Here is a 13,664-nt window from a genome sequence, read left to right as displayed (position 1 = left end):
GGACAGCGGCGGGCCCGCCCCCTTATCTTCGCCCCAGGCCACACGCATGTGGCCAACGTCGCTCGGACGGTTCCGGGCGCTTACGTACTCCGAGGAAAGCATGGCTGACAATGCCAAGCGCCGCTTTGCGCGCATCGATCGTCTCCCCCCCTACGTTTTCAATATCACCGCCGAGCTGAAGATGGCCGCCCGCCGCCGTGGCGAAGACATCATCGACTTCAGCATGGGCAACCCGGACGGCGCCACTCCGCCGCACATCGTCGAGAAGCTGGTGCAGGTCGCCCAGCGCGAAGACACCCACGGCTACTCCACCTCCCGCGGTATCCCACGCCTGCGCCGCGCCATCTCGCGCTGGTACAAGGACCGCTATGACGTGGAGATCGACCCGGAAAGCGAAGCCATCGTCACCATCGGCTCCAAGGAAGGCCTGGCGCACCTGATGCTGGCCACCCTGGACCATGGCGACACCGTGCTGGTACCCAACCCCAGCTACCCGATCCATATCTACGGTGCAGTGATCGCCGGCGCCCAGGTGCGCTCGGTACCGCTGGTGCCCGGCGTGGACTTCTTCGCCGAACTGGAACGCGCCATCCGCGAGGCCATTCCCAAGCCGAAGATGATGATCCTCGGTTTCCCTTCCAACCCCACCGCGCAGTGCGTGGAGCTGGACTTCTTCGAGCGCGTAGTGGCCCTGGCCAAGCAGTACGACGTGCTGGTGGTGCACGACCTGGCCTACGCCGACATCGTCTACGACGGCTGGAAAGCGCCGTCGATTATGCAGGTGGAAGGCGCCAAGGACATCGCCGTGGAGTTCTTCACCCTGTCCAAGAGCTACAACATGGCTGGCTGGCGTATCGGCTTCATGGTCGGCAACCCGGAGCTGGTCGCAGCCCTGGCGCGGATCAAGAGCTACCACGACTACGGCACCTTCACTCCGCTGCAGGTAGCGGCCATCGCCGCACTGGAAGGCGACCAGCAGTGCGTACGCGACATCGCCGAGCAGTACCGCGAGCGCCGCAACATGCTGGTCAAGGGCCTGCACGAGGCGGGCTGGATGGTGGAGAAGCCCAAAGCCTCCATGTACATCTGGGCCAAGATTCCCGAGCCCTACGCCCACCTGGGCTCGCTGGAGTTCGCCAAGAAGCTGCTGCTGGAGGCCAAGGTCTGCGTCTCGCCGGGCCTGGGCTTCGGCGACTATGGCGACGATCACGTGCGCTTCGCCCTGATCGAGAACCAGGACCGCACCCGCCAGGCCATCCGCGGCATCAAGGCGATGTTCCGCGCCGATGGCCTGCTCGAGGCGCCCGCCGCCAAGCCGAAGCGAGAAACCGGTAAGGCCAAGCCTGAATCGACCTAAAACGCAAAAGGCCCCGACACGAGTCGGGGCCTTTTCATATCAGCCGGTTGCAATCAACCAGTTCCTATCAACCAGAGTAATCCAGCGCCGTCCACGCCTGCGACAGGTCGCTGGCAATGGTGCAGCCGGGGCGCTCGCCGGCCTCGTCATCGGCATGCGCCAGGCGGGTGACCTCGCCCTCGCCGCCACGCTCGGTCAGCCACTGCAGGCGCCCGCAGTTGGGCGTATCGATCACGTAGCTGGCGGAGATGCTGGAGTTCTGCCCCGGCAGCTTGACCACATCGAGTACGCGGCCGACCTCTTCCTCTACCCGCTTGCCGTCGCGCACCAGCACAGCCCAGGCCCTGGCCCCCTCGATCACCAGATAGGCACCCTTCGCTCGGGGTTGCTCCACCTGTGGCTGGGCACAGCCCGCCAACATGGCCAACAGCAGAATTGTCATCAGCTTGTGGTGCATATAGGCAGCTCCTGTTCCGGCTTCGGTCTCTGTGATCTCGACGGCGCTTGAGCTGTACTATTATACAGTAGTGTTTATTTGTACAGTATTTTTCGCTTACTCTTTTGCGGCCACAGAAACCCGAGGAGCTCGATCATGCTGGACGTACTGCAGCTGAAGAACAAAGTGAACCAGATGCCACTGGAGCATATCCGCGCCACGGTCGAGGAGCTGCGCCTGGAGGGCCTGGTCACCGGCAATCGGACGCCGTTCAAGCGCGTGCACTTCAACACTTGCTTCGCCGAGATCGAGGCGCTGCTGCAGCGGGCCGGCTACCACCGCCCGGTCGATGTGGTCGGCTACCAGGGCCAGGTCTATGCGCTGTTCGACCCCAGTCGTTGGGAAGCCGTGGAAGTGCTGCGCTGGCTCAAGGAATACGCCGAGGAGGCGCAGCGCCAGCGCGTGTGATCGCGCCCTGCGTCGAACCAAAAGCGCTCACTGGCGTGCCAGGTCGGCTACCGCACGGTGCACGCCGCCACCTGCCCACCGTTCTCCAGAGATCGCCAGCGGCGATCTCGCAGCAGATCTAATCGCCTGATTTACAAGCCATACACCCCTCTAAGAGCCGCCGACACAGCCTGTTTCACGCGCTATTCGAAGCTCACTCAGAAAACTGGCAAGCCACTTGCTAATAACCCCGTAGATTCCAGCGCAGCACACCAACGGCGGTGAGCCGCGGATCACGGACAACGGCGTCCGTCGGAGCTCCCTCCCCCATCGGGAGCTTCGACGTACGCCGTTTTTTATTGCCCATGAAAAGGTGCATTCCATGAGTGAGCGTGATTCGAAAAAACCGGTCGACAACAGCCGCCGCAACTTCCTCAAGCAGTCCATCGCCGTCGCCGGCACCGTTGGCGGCCTCGCCGCCCTCGGTTTGTCTGCCCCCGCCTTCTTACGCAGCGCCGCCTACGCCGCCGGCTCCGACGCCCCGGAGAAAGCCGCGCTGAAGATCGGCTTCATCCCGTTGACCGACTGCGCCTCGGTGGTGGTCGCCGCCACCCAGGGCTTCGCCAGCAAGTACGGCCTGACCATCACCCCGAGCAAGGAAGCCTCCTGGGCCGGCGTGCGCGACAAGCTTGGCACCGGCGAGCTGGATGCCTCCCACGTGCTGTACGGCATGATGTATGGCTCACAGCTCGGCGTAGCCGGCCCGCAGAAGAACATGGCCGTGCTCATGGGCCTGAACCAGAACGGCCAGGCCATCACCCTTTCCAAGCAGCTCAAGGAAGCCGGGGTGATCACCGGCGAGCAGCTCGCCGCGCACATCAAGAAAGGTGGCAACCCGCTGACCTTCGCCCAGACCTTCCCCACCGGCACCCACGCCATGTGGCTGTACTACTGGCTGGCGCACCACGGCATCAACCCCTTCACCGACGTCAAGACCATCACCGTGCCGCCGCCGCAGATGGTGGCCAACATGCGCGTCGGCAACATGGACGGTTTCTGCGTCGGCGAGCCCTGGGGCGCGCGGGCGATCTTCGACAAGATCGGCTTCACCGCCACCACCACCCAGCAGATCTGGGCCGACCATCCGGAGAAGGTGCTGGGCTGCACCCGCGAATTCGTCGAGCAGAATCCCAACACTGCCCGTGCCCTGGTCATGGCCATCCTCGACGCCAGCCGCTTCATCGAGGCCAGCGCCGAGAACAAGAAGGCCACGGCCAAGCTGATTTCCGGCAAGGCCTACGTTAACGCCCCGGTCGATGTGATCGAGCAGCGCTTCCTCGGCCACTACGAAGACGGCCTCGGCAACAGCTGGGAAGACCAGCACGCCATGGCCTTCTGCAAGGACGGCAACGTCAACTTCCCCTACCACTCCGACGGCATGTGGTTCCTCACCCAGTTCAAGCGCTGGGGCATGCTCAAGGAAGACCCGGACTACGCCGCCGTGGCCGCTGCGGTGAACCAGACCAAGCTCTATGCCGAGGCCGCCGGCGCCCTGGGCATCGCAGTACCGAGCAGCCCGCTGCGCGCCAGCACGCTGATCGACGGCAAGGTCTGGGACGGTGCCAACCCTGCCGCCTACGCCGCCTCGTTCGCGATCAAAGCCTGAGTCGGAGGCCACCATGAACGCGCCCCTGAAAACACCGTTGCCAGTCGCTCCCATCACTTCGTCGCGCCGCCTGATCACGGCGCAAATGCTCACCAGCCTGGTCAAGGCGATCACCCCGCCACTGCTCGGCATTGCCCTGTTCATCGGCGTCTGGGCGCTGATCGCCGCGCGCAGCGAGGGCCTGCCAGGCCCGCTGTCGACCTGGCACTCGGCCGTCGTGCTGTTCGCCGATCCGTTCTACGACAATGGCCCGAATGACATGGGCATCGGCTGGAACATCCTCCACTCGCTCGGCCGGGTCGGCGTCGGCTTCGGCCTGGCGGCGCTGATCGGCATTCCGCTGGGCTTCGCCATCGGCCGCTTCGCCTTCCTCGCCGGCATGCTCTCGCCGATCATCAGCCTGTTGCGCCCGGTATCGCCGCTGGCCTGGCTGCCGATCGGCCTGCTGGTGTTCGAGGCCGCGGGCCCGGCGTCGATCTGGGTGATCTTCATCAGCTCGATCTGGCCGATCATCCTCAACACTGCCGCCGGCGTGGCCAGCGTGCCGCAGGACTACCTGAACGTGGCCCGCGTGCTCAAGCTCTCCGAGTTCAAGGTGCTCACGCGCATCCTGTTTCCCGCCGTGCTGCCGCACCTGATGACCGGCATCCGCCTGGCCATCGGCGTGGCCTGGCTGGTGATAGTCGCCGCGGAGATGCTCACCGGTGGCACAGGCCTGGGCTTCTGGGTGTGGGACGAGTGGAACAACCTCAACGTCGAACACATCCTCATCGCCATCATCATCGTCGGCCTGGTCGGCCTGGCCCTGGAGCAGGCCCTGCTCCTGCTGGCCAAGCGCTTCGACTACGCCAGCTAAGGAGACCGCCATGGACAAGTTCGTCGAGCTGACCGCCGTCAGCAAACACTTCGACACCAAGAAAGGCCGCTTCCAGGCTCTGGCCGACGTCAACCTGAGCATCGCCAAGGGCGAGTTCGTCTCGCTGATCGGCCACTCGGGCTGCGGCAAATCCACCGTACTCAACCTGATCGCCGGCCTGCTGGAGGCCAGCGAAGGCGGCCTGATCTGCAACGGCCGCGAGATCGACGGCCCCGGCCCGGAACGCGCCGTGGTGTTCCAGAACCATAGCCTGCTGCCCTGGATGACCTGCTTCGGCAACGTCCACCTGGCGGTGGAGCGGGTGTTCGGCGCCAAGGAGAGCAAGGCCCAACTCAAGGAGCGCACCAACGCGGCGCTTAACATGGTCGGTCTGAGCCATGCCACGCATAAACACCCCAACGAGATCTCCGGTGGTATGAAACAGCGCGTCGGCATCGCCCGCGCCCTGGCCATGGAGCCCAAGGTGCTGCTGATGGACGAGCCGTTTGGCGCGCTGGACGCGCTGACCCGCGCCCACCTGCAGGACGAGCTGCTACGTATCGTCGGCCAGACCCACAGCACGGTGGTGATGGTCACCCACGATGTCGACGAGGCGGTGCTGCTGTCCGATCGCATCGTGATGATGACCAACGGCCCGGCGGCGACCATCGGCGATATCGTGCGGGTGGAGTTGGAGCGCCCGCGCGATCGTCTGGCGCTGGCCAACGACAGTCGCTACCACGAGTACCGCACGGCGGTGCTGGAATTCCTCTACCAGCGCCAGCAACGACCCGCAGCCTGAGGCAAGCGGTTCGACAAAGCCCGGCTACATGCCGGGCTTTGTCGTTTCCACCCCTTCTCCGCGCACGCGCCAGGCCCTAGGCTGGGGGCACAACGACAACAAGAGGAACCACCATGCTCTACAGCGTCTATATCGCCGCCATCCTGGCACTGCTGCTGATCGCCCTGTCGCTCAACATCTCGCGCCTGCGCATGCGCCACCAGGTGGCCTTCGGCGACGGCGGCAAGCCAGACCTGACCAAGGCCGTACGCGCCCATGGCAACAGCCTGGAGCAGTCGGTGCTGTTCATCGTGCTGCTGTATCTCGGCGAGGCCACCGGGCAGGTCGGCGGACCGCTGACCGCTGCCCTCGGCTTCGCCTTCATCATGCTGCGCCTGCTCTACTGCACCGGCCTGTTCGCCCGCATCCTGCTGCTGCGCCAGGCCAGCCACGCGCTGACCATGCTGGTGCTGCTGGCGGTCACGCTGCTCCTGCTGATTCCTCACTGAGGCGGCTATCGCGCCGCAACCAGCCGTCGATGCAGTCGACCACGCTCTGCGGCGCCTTCAGCCAGGCGCTGTGCGGGTTTTCTTCGGGTGGCCGGGGCGAGGGCAGTCGCTCGATGTGCGGCCGGGCCTGGATCAGTGCGGCAAGGCCCAAGGTGGATGCTGGTGGAGCAAAGTGATCGCCTTCCATCTGGATATACAACGAGTCAACCCGGTTCTGTGCAGCAGAAGCAAGCGTCAGACCAAGATGCCGGTACTGACCACTGAAGGCCACCCGCCCCCAGTCCTGCATAAGCGAGCGAGCCTCCTGGCCACCAAAACCCAGGCGTCGCCCCGGCAGATATCCCAGTACGGCGGTAATCAGAGTGAACGCCAGTGCAGCGCTGGGCGTAAGCAGTTTGCCCAGGCCATCCCAGTGGCGGTAATGGATATTGCCGCAAGCCACACCGATCACCGGCACAGGTCTGTCCGGATGAGCCGCGGCATGGAGCGTAGCGATGTGTCCACCCAGACTGTGGCCGAGCAGGACCGGAACGGACGAGGGGAAATGCTGGCCGGCAAGATCGAGCAGCTTGGGCACGAACTCAGTCACCAATTGCCGGTAGCCGTAATCGAAACGACGATTCGGCCTCGGCTGGCTCTCGCCCTGCCCCGGCCAGTCTGCCACCAGAATGTTGTAGCCAGCTGCCATCAGACGCTGGGCCAGCCCGTCATATTTGCGCGCGGCAACGCCCAACGCAGGCAGCACAACCAGTGTGTGCGTCCCCTCTCCAGCAGCGGGGTACAGGTTGACTGGGCAATGGAAATTGCCATCGGCGAACTGCAAGGCGTCGACCATGTTTTTCTCCTGCAAGGGCTGCATCGAATTTAGAGCAAAAGCTCTAATCACTCCACAACCCTTTTTGCAGGCAAAAAAAAGCCGCGGAGATCGCGGCAGGAGAGGTTCAGCCGGAAAGCAGCACCTGAGTAGTCAGGTCCGATGCTGCGCCGGTTGTGTGACAGCTTGATGAAGCTGCAGCATCGGCAATTCATGGGGCGCGTCTAGGCGCTCCTGCAGGCGCTCGACGAACAGGCCGGCGTCTGCTTGAGAACGAAAAGGCACGTCGCACGCGCCCAACTTCACGATCCAGCCATGGTTGGCGGCTTCGGTCACGGTGATATCCATGCTTGATCTCCTTATGAAAATATCCAGGCCAGGCGAGCTTAGGCCGGGAACACAGGCGCTCAAAGGTTCGAATTCATCTAGCCCCATAACAGCTGGCGCTGGTTCTGTAAGGCAAAGCAACCGCTCTGTCACAGGCTTCACCTTCTGATCAGCGAAGCGCCGGACGCTCCGCATTCAAGCAGTGACAGGTTGCCGCGATGTGACAGCCGGGGCTATCGTTAACCTAAACCCTCAAGGGAGACGCCCATGCCCTGGTACGCCTGGTTGATCATCATCCTGGCCCTCGGCTCCATAGTCGGCAGCCTGATGCTGCTGCGCGACAGCGCGCGAAAGCTGCCGTTGACCGAGGAACAGCTCAAGCGCATTCATGAGCGCAATGTGGAAATGGACGCCAAGGACGCTCAAGACCGCTGATTAGCCCCCCGACAAGGACGCTGCATGCCACCGCTACACCTGCGTTTGCTGCTGCCGGTGCTAGCACTCGGCACAGGCCTGGCCCTGGGCTTCATCACATTGCCAGGACTAGCACTGGGTACGGCGTATGTCGCCTGGATCCTGTTCGGCGAGCAGCGACTGCCGCGCTGGCTGTGGTGGTGTGGGGGGCTACTCGGAGGCATAGCCCTTGCTGCACATCTGGTGCCTGGTTTTACGCCTACATCATTGTGGCCGGCACGACGTCTGAGCACCGATGCCACGCCCTATGCCTTGCGCCTGTCCTGGGACAAGTTGCTGCTCGGCTTGACGCTGTTGGCCTGGTGGATGGGCCAGCCGCTACGCCCCGCAGAACGACCACGCATTGCCCTACTGGTCGCCATCGCCACCCTGCTGGCGATCCCGTCATTGGCCCTGCTGCTTGGCCTGGTGGGGTGGCAGCCAAAGTGGCCACAGGAGTTGTGGCTATGGGTAGTGGTTAATCTGGGCGCCGTCGTCCTGGCCGAAGAACTGCTGTTCCGCGCCTGGCTGCAGCCGGTGCTGATTGCACGCCTTGGTGCAGCAGGAGGAATAGTCGCCACCGCCCTGCTGTTCGGAGCCGCCCATGCTCCCTTCAGTCAACTGTTTGCGCTGGTCGCTGCTGTCGCTGGTCTGGGGTACGGGCTGACCTTCCATTACAGCGGCAGGCTATGGCCGGCAGTGGCCCTGCACAGTGCGGTCAATCTTCTGCATCTGCTTTTGCTGAGCTACCCGCTACGGTCTGGGTAACGTCGATGCCATAGGGGGAAAAGATACGGGCCAGCTCGCCATTGTCGCGCAGGGTCTGCAAATCTCGGCGAAACTCGTCCGCGCTGATCGGTGCATTGGGATGCAGGATCGCGTAGTGGCGGTAGCGCTGGTCTTCCCAGTCCGATATCAGCAGCTCATCACGTAATTGTGGCCGTTCGCGCAGGCGCGCTCCAAGCCAGGAACGAGTGATAGGCGCCACATCCGCACGTCCCCGCAATACCAGCTTGAGATTGCTCTCATGGGAATAGGTAATCACCGCCTGGAAGTTCTCTTCCAGCCACTGGGGATCATTATTGAAACCGGCGAAACCGTAGTGATAGCCATTGAACAGCGCCAGACGCTTGTCCATCAGGTTGTCGAAATAGCGTTGATCGCGGCCCGCCTCGCGGCGGGCAACCAGTATCTCGGCATCCTCCAGTCCCAGGTCGATGCGAGAACCGGAGATGCCCTGCCAGTCCCAGTCGGGGTTCTCGAAGATGGCGATGTGGATGCGCGCCTGACGGAAATCATCGAAGCGCCGATTCAGTGAAGTCGCACGCAAGGCGAAGCGGTGTTCGCTCTGCGCCTTGTTGAGAGCCTCGACCAATTCACCGAGCAGCCCACTGTTGGGGTTGGACTCGGGCTTGATCACATAAGGAGGAAAATGCACCGCAGCAATCAGCACGTCTTCCGCCACACAGAAGCCCGGACCGAATAGCGTTGCCATCGCCAGCACCAAAGCGCCAGGCCATCCCTGTCGACGCCGATACATTGTTGACCTCATAGACAACTGAGCTGAACGAAGACTAGCCCAGTGCCATGATTGCGTAAATGTTCACAATTCGCCGGATCGCGGCCACTCAGCGCGGCATGGGATTGGCATGCTCCAACCGCTCTGGCCTGCCCACCTGCAAGTGATAGCGCCGAATCAGATCACCCAGCTTTCCGCTGCTCTGCAACTGAGCGAGCAGCGCTTGCAGGCGTACCGCGTCGATAGGCCCGTTCGGGCGTAGCAAAGCGTGGTGGTAATAGACCTGATCAGCGCGCTCGGACACCAGAAGCTGACTGCTCTCTTGCGGGTGTTCATCTTGATAGAGACGCAGATAGGAGCGTGTCACCACGCTGATGTCGACGCGACCATGAAGCAGCATCAGAAGATTGCTGTCGTGAGAATAAGTGAGCACCGCGTTGAAGTTGCGCGTCAGGTAGTCCTGATCGGCGTTGTAGCCGGCAAAACCATAGTGATAGCCGTTGTACAGCGCCATGCGCTTGTCGCCCAGGCGATCAAAGAAATGCTGATCACGCCCCTCCTCCTTGCGAGCGACATAGACCTCGGCATCTACGACCTGGAGATTGAGCTTGTCCAGCGGGATGTCCTGCCAACCCCAGTCCGGTGATTCGAACAGGATCATGTCATAGCGGGCGTGAGTGAGGTCCCTGTATCGTCGGGTAACCGAGGTCGGCACCAACTCGAAGCGATACGCGCTTTGGGCAGCATTAAGTGCCTCCAGCAACTCGGGCACCAGCCCCTCGGGCGCCTCGCTCTCCGGTTTGAACACGTAAGGAGGGAAATGATAGGCACCAACGCGCACGCTCTGCTCGGCAGCTACGGCGGGCACACAGAAGGCCAGGGCAATCAGCAGCAGGCGGAAAGAGACACGCAACGCGGTTACCTCAATAGGAAAGCGGCCAGATGTCCGGCGCCTCCCTGTGCCACTACCGGCCGCGGCCAGTGCTTGTAGCAGCGTAGCCTAGTTGTCAGCTTTCCTTGAATACCAGCGTCAGCGCCTCTTCGGCCAACTGATCCAGAGTCATCTTGCCTTCCGGCTTGAACCAGGTGGTGGTCCAGCTCAGCGCGCCGGTAAGGAAGCGCCGCAACACGAACGGATCGGCCTTGAAGTAGCCAGCGTCACGCGCCTCGCCGAGAACATCGAGCCAAATCTGCTCATAGGTGTCACGCAGGCTTAGGATGTAGGCCTGGCTCTCCTCAGACAGCGAGCGCCATTCATAGACCAGAACGCCCATGGCCTCACCGGTGCCACCCACGATTGACTGCAGCTCGCAGCGAATAAGCGCCAGCAGGCGCTCGCGGGGGCTAGTGCTCTGCGCCAGGGCCGAGCGCATCAGTGCGGTGTTGTAGAGGATGGTCTCCTCCATCACCGCTTTGAGGATTTCATCCTTGCTCTTGAAGTGGTGAAAGATGCTGCCGGACTGGATACCCACGGCACCGGCCAGGTCACGCACAGTGGTGCGCTCATAGCCTTTGCTGCGAAACAGATGAGCAGCGGTTTGCAGCAGCTTGCCGCGCGCGCTTTCCGGGTCGGTCACCTGGCCGCTGGCCACCAGTTGCTGCATCACGGCGCGGGCCTTGCGATCGTCCAAACTCGTTTTCTCCAGAGGAAAATAGGCGGCACGCCAGAGCTGGCGCGTCGCGGAAACTGATTGGACGAAATTTACGGGGCGCAAGCCACCCAAGCAAGCGCTTGGCTAAAAAGTTGCGCCAGGGACTTTAAAACCAAGCGCTTGCTTGGTAATGTCCTATTCATCTTCTGGCGACGATGGAATCCCAATAAAAATGAGCAAGACCATCCGCATTGGCTGCGCCTCCGCCTTCTGGGGCGACACCTCCACTGCCGCCGCCCAGCTGGTGCGTGGCACCGAGCTGGATTACCTGGTGTTCGACTACCTGGCCGAAGTGACCATGTCGATCATGGCCGGCGCGCGCATGAAGAAGCCGGACGAAGGTTATGCCACCGACTTCGTCGAAGTGCTCGCCCCGCTGCTGCAGGACATCGCCGCGAAGAACATCCGCGTCATCAGCAATGCCGGCGGGGTCAACCCCAGCGCCTGCGCCGCTGCCCTGGCCGCCGTCTGCGCCAAGGCTGGCGTCGATCTGACCATCGCCGTGGTGCACGGCGACAACCTGCAACCCAAGCTGGGCGAACTGGCCAAAGCCGGCACCGTGGAGATGTTCACCGGCGCCCCGCTGCCGCCCATGTGCGTATCGGTCAACGCCTACCTCGGCGCACCGGGCCTGGTCGAAGCGCTGAAGCTCGGCGCCGATATCGTCATCACCGGCCGTGTGGTCGACAGCGCCGTGGTCAGCGCCGCCCTGGTGCATGAATTCGGCTGGGCCTGGAACGACTACGACAAGCTGGCTCAGGCCGCCCTGGCCGGCCACATCATCGAATGTGGCGCGCAGTGCACCGGCGGCAACTTCACCGACTGGCGCGACGTCCCGGATTACGAACATATCGGCTTCCCCGTCGTCGAGGTACAGGCCGATGGCAGCTTCGTGGTCAGCAAACCGGAAGGCACTGGCGGGCTGATCTCCACCTTGTCGGTGGGCGAGCAGATGCTCTACGAGATTGGCGACCCGCGTGCCTATTACCTGCCCGATGTGGTCTGCGACTTCACCCGGGTGCAACTGACCCAGGTCGGCGCCAACCGCGTCGAACTGAAAGGCGCTCGCGGCCTGGCACCGACCGCGCAGTACAAGGTCAGCGCCACCCACCCTGATGGCTTCCGCTGCACCGCCAGCTGCCTGCTGGCCGGCATCGACGCAGTGGCCAAGGCCGAGCGGGTCAGCCGGGCGATCATCAACAAGACCGAAGAGATGTTCGCCGAGCGAGGCTGGGGGCCATACAAGGAAGTCTGCATCGAACTGCTCGGCACTGAAGCGACTTACGGCCCGCACGGCCAGCGCCGCGACACCCGCGAAGTGGTGGTGAAGATCGGTGTGCGCCATGCCAAGAAGGAAGCGCTGGTGTTGTTCTCCCGCGAGATCGCCCAGGCCGCAACCGGCATGGCGCCGGGCCTGACCGGCATAGTCGGCGGCCGCCCCACCGTGTACCCGGTGATCCGCCTGTTCAGCTTCCTGGCCGACAAGACCGCCTGTAGCCTGGAAGTGGAACTGGGTGGCCAGCGCAGCCCACTCGCCCTGCCCCAACTGGACACCTTCGACCCAACACAGATCGCCGCCGAAGTCGCCGTGCCGGCCACCAGCGGCCAGGCCGATACCACGGTGCCGCTGATCAAGCTGGCCGTAGCCCGCTCCGGTGACAAGGGCAACCACAGCAATATCGGTGTGATGGCGAGAAAGCCCGAGTATCTGGCCTGGATCGCCGCTGCACTCAGCGAGGGTGCCGTGGCCGAATGGATGCAGCACGTGATCGACGGCCAGACCGGCAAGGTCAGCCGCTGGTACCTGCCGAGCAGCCACAGCCTCAACTTCCTGCTGGAGAACGCCCTGGGCGGCGGCGGCGTGGCCAGCCTGCGCATCGACCCGCAGGGCAAGGCCTTCGCCCAGCAGTTGCTGGAGTTCCCGATTCCGGTGCCGCGCGCACTGGCTGACAGCCTGTAACAAGGACAATAACAATGGCATACGACTCAGTCTTCAAACCCGGCCTGTTCAGCGGCCAGACCATCCTGGTCACCGGCGGCGGCAGCGGTATCGGCCGCTGCGTGGCCCATGAACTGGCCCACCTGGGCGCCCATGTGGTGCTGGTCGGGCGCAAGCTGGAGAAGCTGGAAAAGACCGCCGGCGAGATTGCAGAAGACGGTGGCAGCGCCAGCTTTGCCGTGTGCGATATCCGTGAGGAAGAAGCGGTCAAGGCCATGGTCAAGGCAGTGATCGCCGAGCGCGGGCCGATCCACCACCTGGTCAACAACGCCGGCGGCCAGTTCCCCGCGCCGCTGGTGTCGATCAACCAGAAAGGCTTCGAGACCGTGGTGCGCACCAACCTGGTCGGTGGTTTCCTGATCGCCCGCGAAGTGTTCAGCCAGAGCATGAGCAAGACCGGCGGCAGCATCGTCAACATGCTCGCCGACATGTGGGGCGGCATGCCCGGCATGGGCCACTCCGGCGCCGCCCGCGCCGGCATGGAGAACTTCACCAAGACCGCCGCCTACGAGTGGGGCCACGCCGGTGTGCGGGTCAACGCCGTGGCGCCAGGCTGGATCGCCTCCAGCGGCATGGACACCTACCCCGAGTCGATGAAGAACATGATCCGCAACCTCAAGGATCACGTGCCGCTGCAGCGCATCGGCACCGAGTCGGAAGTGGCCGCGGCCATCGTCTTCCTGCTCTCCCCCGGCGCCAACTTCATCAGCGGCAACACCATCCGCATCGACGGCGCCGCGAGCCAAGGCACCCGCGCCTGGACGCTGGGCAAAGCGAAGAACAGCGAGTCCTACAACGGCTTCCATCGCGCCTACGTGCCCGATGTACTGAAGGATCAGGAGTAACCC

The 13,664-nt window shown here is 63.4% G+C and carries 16 protein-coding genes; 10 read left to right on the top strand and 6 right to left on the bottom strand.

Annotated features, from left to right (window positions below):
* The first annotated feature begins 100 nt into the window (after positions 1 to 100).
* The gene (alaC, locus tag IB234_RS21565) at positions 101 to 1,357 is read left to right on the top strand and encodes an alanine transaminase (protein ID WP_192321870.1); all 1,257 of its coding nucleotides are present in this window, start codon (positions 101 to 103) and stop codon (positions 1,355 to 1,357) included.
* 67 nt (positions 1,358 to 1,424) lie between these two features.
* Here the strand turns inward: alaC and IB234_RS21560 are convergent, their stop codons facing one another.
* Complete coding sequence (locus IB234_RS21560) at positions 1,425 to 1,814, bottom strand: hypothetical protein (protein ID WP_192321868.1); 390 nt, start codon at positions 1,812 to 1,814, stop codon at positions 1,425 to 1,427.
* 135 nt (positions 1,815 to 1,949) lie between these two features.
* On the opposite strand from IB234_RS21560, the gene IB234_RS21555 reads away from it, so the two are divergent.
* The 5 genes from IB234_RS21555 (at position 1,950) to IB234_RS21535 (ending at position 6,052) form a co-directional block, all read left to right on the top strand.
* Positions 1,950 to 2,261: a hypothetical protein gene (locus IB234_RS21555; protein ID WP_043310176.1), complete on the top strand. Its 312-nt coding sequence runs from the start codon at positions 1,950 to 1,952 to the stop codon at positions 2,259 to 2,261.
* 361 nt (positions 2,262 to 2,622) lie between these two features.
* Positions 2,623 to 3,906 (top strand): CmpA/NrtA family ABC transporter substrate-binding protein, encoded by a 1,284-nt coding sequence (locus IB234_RS21550; RefSeq protein WP_192321866.1) that lies wholly within the window; start codon positions 2,623 to 2,625, stop codon positions 3,904 to 3,906.
* 13 nt (positions 3,907 to 3,919) lie between these two features.
* The gene (ntrB, locus tag IB234_RS21545; RefSeq protein WP_192321864.1) at positions 3,920 to 4,762 is read left to right on the top strand and encodes a nitrate ABC transporter permease; all 843 of its coding nucleotides are present in this window, start codon (positions 3,920 to 3,922) and stop codon (positions 4,760 to 4,762) included.
* A 10-nt stretch (positions 4,763 to 4,772) separates the two neighbouring features.
* Complete coding sequence (locus IB234_RS21540) at positions 4,773 to 5,564, top strand: ABC transporter ATP-binding protein (RefSeq protein ID WP_192321862.1); 792 nt, start codon at positions 4,773 to 4,775, stop codon at positions 5,562 to 5,564.
* A gap of 113 nt (positions 5,565 to 5,677) precedes the next feature.
* Positions 5,678 to 6,052 (top strand): MAPEG family protein, encoded by a 375-nt coding sequence (locus tag IB234_RS21535; protein ID WP_192321860.1) that lies wholly within the window; start codon positions 5,678 to 5,680, stop codon positions 6,050 to 6,052.
* Here the strand turns inward: IB234_RS21535 and IB234_RS21530 are convergent.
* Entirely contained in the window at positions 6,024 to 6,887 is an 864-nt protein-coding gene (locus IB234_RS21530) for an alpha/beta fold hydrolase (RefSeq protein ID WP_192321858.1), read from the bottom strand. The two genes, IB234_RS21535 and IB234_RS21530, sit on opposite strands and share 29 nt — an antisense overlap.
* A gap of 132 nt (positions 6,888 to 7,019) precedes the next feature.
* Positions 7,020 to 7,214: a hypothetical protein gene (locus tag IB234_RS21525; protein WP_192321856.1), complete on the bottom strand. Its 195-nt coding sequence runs from the start codon at positions 7,212 to 7,214 to the stop codon at positions 7,020 to 7,022.
* 246 nt (positions 7,215 to 7,460) lie between these two features.
* Between IB234_RS21525 and IB234_RS21520 the strand changes: the two genes are divergently transcribed.
* Entirely contained in the window at positions 7,461 to 7,628 is a 168-nt protein-coding gene (locus IB234_RS21520) for a DUF2897 family protein (protein WP_192321854.1), read from the top strand.
* Between the two features lie 24 nt (positions 7,629 to 7,652).
* Complete coding sequence (locus IB234_RS21515; RefSeq protein WP_192321852.1) at positions 7,653 to 8,414, top strand: CPBP family intramembrane glutamic endopeptidase; 762 nt, start codon at positions 7,653 to 7,655, stop codon at positions 8,412 to 8,414.
* Here IB234_RS21515 and IB234_RS21510 read toward each other — a convergent pair.
* The 3 genes from IB234_RS21510 to IB234_RS21500 all read right to left on the bottom strand — a co-directional run bounded on the left by IB234_RS21510 (position 8,365) and on the right by IB234_RS21500 (position 10,796).
* Entirely contained in the window at positions 8,365 to 9,141 is a 777-nt protein-coding gene (locus IB234_RS21510; RefSeq protein ID WP_192321850.1) for an amino acid ABC transporter substrate-binding protein, read from the bottom strand. The two genes, IB234_RS21515 and IB234_RS21510, sit on opposite strands and share 50 nt — an antisense overlap.
* Positions 9,142 to 9,274: 133 nt before the next feature.
* Positions 9,275 to 10,060 carry a transporter substrate-binding domain-containing protein gene (locus IB234_RS21505; RefSeq protein WP_192321944.1) on the bottom strand — a complete coding sequence of 262 codons (786 nt, stop codon included), beginning with the start codon at positions 10,058 to 10,060 and terminating at the stop codon, positions 9,275 to 9,277.
* A gap of 112 nt (positions 10,061 to 10,172) precedes the next feature.
* Positions 10,173 to 10,796: a TetR/AcrR family transcriptional regulator gene (locus tag IB234_RS21500; protein ID WP_192321849.1), complete on the bottom strand. Its 624-nt coding sequence runs from the start codon at positions 10,794 to 10,796 to the stop codon at positions 10,173 to 10,175.
* Positions 10,797 to 10,989: 193 nt separating this feature from the next.
* On the opposite strand from IB234_RS21500, the gene IB234_RS21495 reads away from it, so the two are divergent.
* Entirely contained in the window at positions 10,990 to 12,777 is a 1,788-nt protein-coding gene (locus IB234_RS21495; RefSeq protein WP_192321848.1) for an acyclic terpene utilization AtuA family protein, read from the top strand.
* A gap of 14 nt (positions 12,778 to 12,791) precedes the next feature.
* Positions 12,792 to 13,661, top strand: coding sequence for an SDR family oxidoreductase (locus IB234_RS21490; protein ID WP_192321847.1), 870 nt, complete (start codon positions 12,792 to 12,794; stop codon positions 13,659 to 13,661).
* The last annotated feature ends 3 nt before the right edge of the window (positions 13,662 to 13,664 follow it).

The organism is Pseudomonas sp. PDM16 (assembly GCF_014851865.1).
In the GTDB taxonomy this organism is placed as follows: domain Bacteria; phylum Pseudomonadota; class Gammaproteobacteria; order Pseudomonadales; family Pseudomonadaceae; genus Aquipseudomonas.
This window is presented reverse-complemented; position numbering and strand designations above follow the sequence as displayed.

What these genes read in the sequence shown, in the direction of transcription:
- IB234_RS21535 (WP_192321860.1), top strand. Translation starts at nt 5,678, where the DNA reads ATGCTCTACAGCGTCTATATCGCCGCCATCCTGGCACTGCTGCTGATC.
- IB234_RS21530 (WP_192321858.1), bottom strand. Translation starts at nt 6,887, where the DNA reads ATGGTCGACGCCTTGCAGTTCGCCGATGGCAATTTCCATTGCCCAGTC.
- IB234_RS21560 (WP_192321868.1), bottom strand. Translation starts at nt 1,814, where the DNA reads ATGCACCACAAGCTGATGACAATTCTGCTGTTGGCCATGTTGGCGGGC.
- IB234_RS21540 (WP_192321862.1), top strand. Translation starts at nt 4,773, where the DNA reads ATGGACAAGTTCGTCGAGCTGACCGCCGTCAGCAAACACTTCGACACC.
- IB234_RS21550 (WP_192321866.1), top strand. Translation starts at nt 2,623, where the DNA reads ATGAGTGAGCGTGATTCGAAAAAACCGGTCGACAACAGCCGCCGCAAC.
- IB234_RS21525 (WP_192321856.1), bottom strand. Translation starts at nt 7,214, where the DNA reads ATGGATATCACCGTGACCGAAGCCGCCAACCATGGCTGGATCGTGAAG.
- IB234_RS21515 (WP_192321852.1), top strand. Translation starts at nt 7,653, where the DNA reads ATGCCACCGCTACACCTGCGTTTGCTGCTGCCGGTGCTAGCACTCGGC.
- alaC (WP_192321870.1), top strand. Translation starts at nt 101, where the DNA reads ATGGCTGACAATGCCAAGCGCCGCTTTGCGCGCATCGATCGTCTCCCC.
- IB234_RS21495 (WP_192321848.1), top strand. Translation starts at nt 10,990, where the DNA reads ATGAGCAAGACCATCCGCATTGGCTGCGCCTCCGCCTTCTGGGGCGAC.
- ntrB (WP_192321864.1), top strand. Translation starts at nt 3,920, where the DNA reads ATGAACGCGCCCCTGAAAACACCGTTGCCAGTCGCTCCCATCACTTCG.
- IB234_RS21520 (WP_192321854.1), top strand. Translation starts at nt 7,461, where the DNA reads ATGCCCTGGTACGCCTGGTTGATCATCATCCTGGCCCTCGGCTCCATA.
- IB234_RS21510 (WP_192321850.1), bottom strand. Translation starts at nt 9,141, where the DNA reads ATGGCAACGCTATTCGGTCCGGGCTTCTGTGTGGCGGAAGACGTGCTG.
- IB234_RS21490 (WP_192321847.1), top strand. Translation starts at nt 12,792, where the DNA reads ATGGCATACGACTCAGTCTTCAAACCCGGCCTGTTCAGCGGCCAGACC.
- IB234_RS21555 (WP_043310176.1), top strand. Translation starts at nt 1,950, where the DNA reads ATGCTGGACGTACTGCAGCTGAAGAACAAAGTGAACCAGATGCCACTG.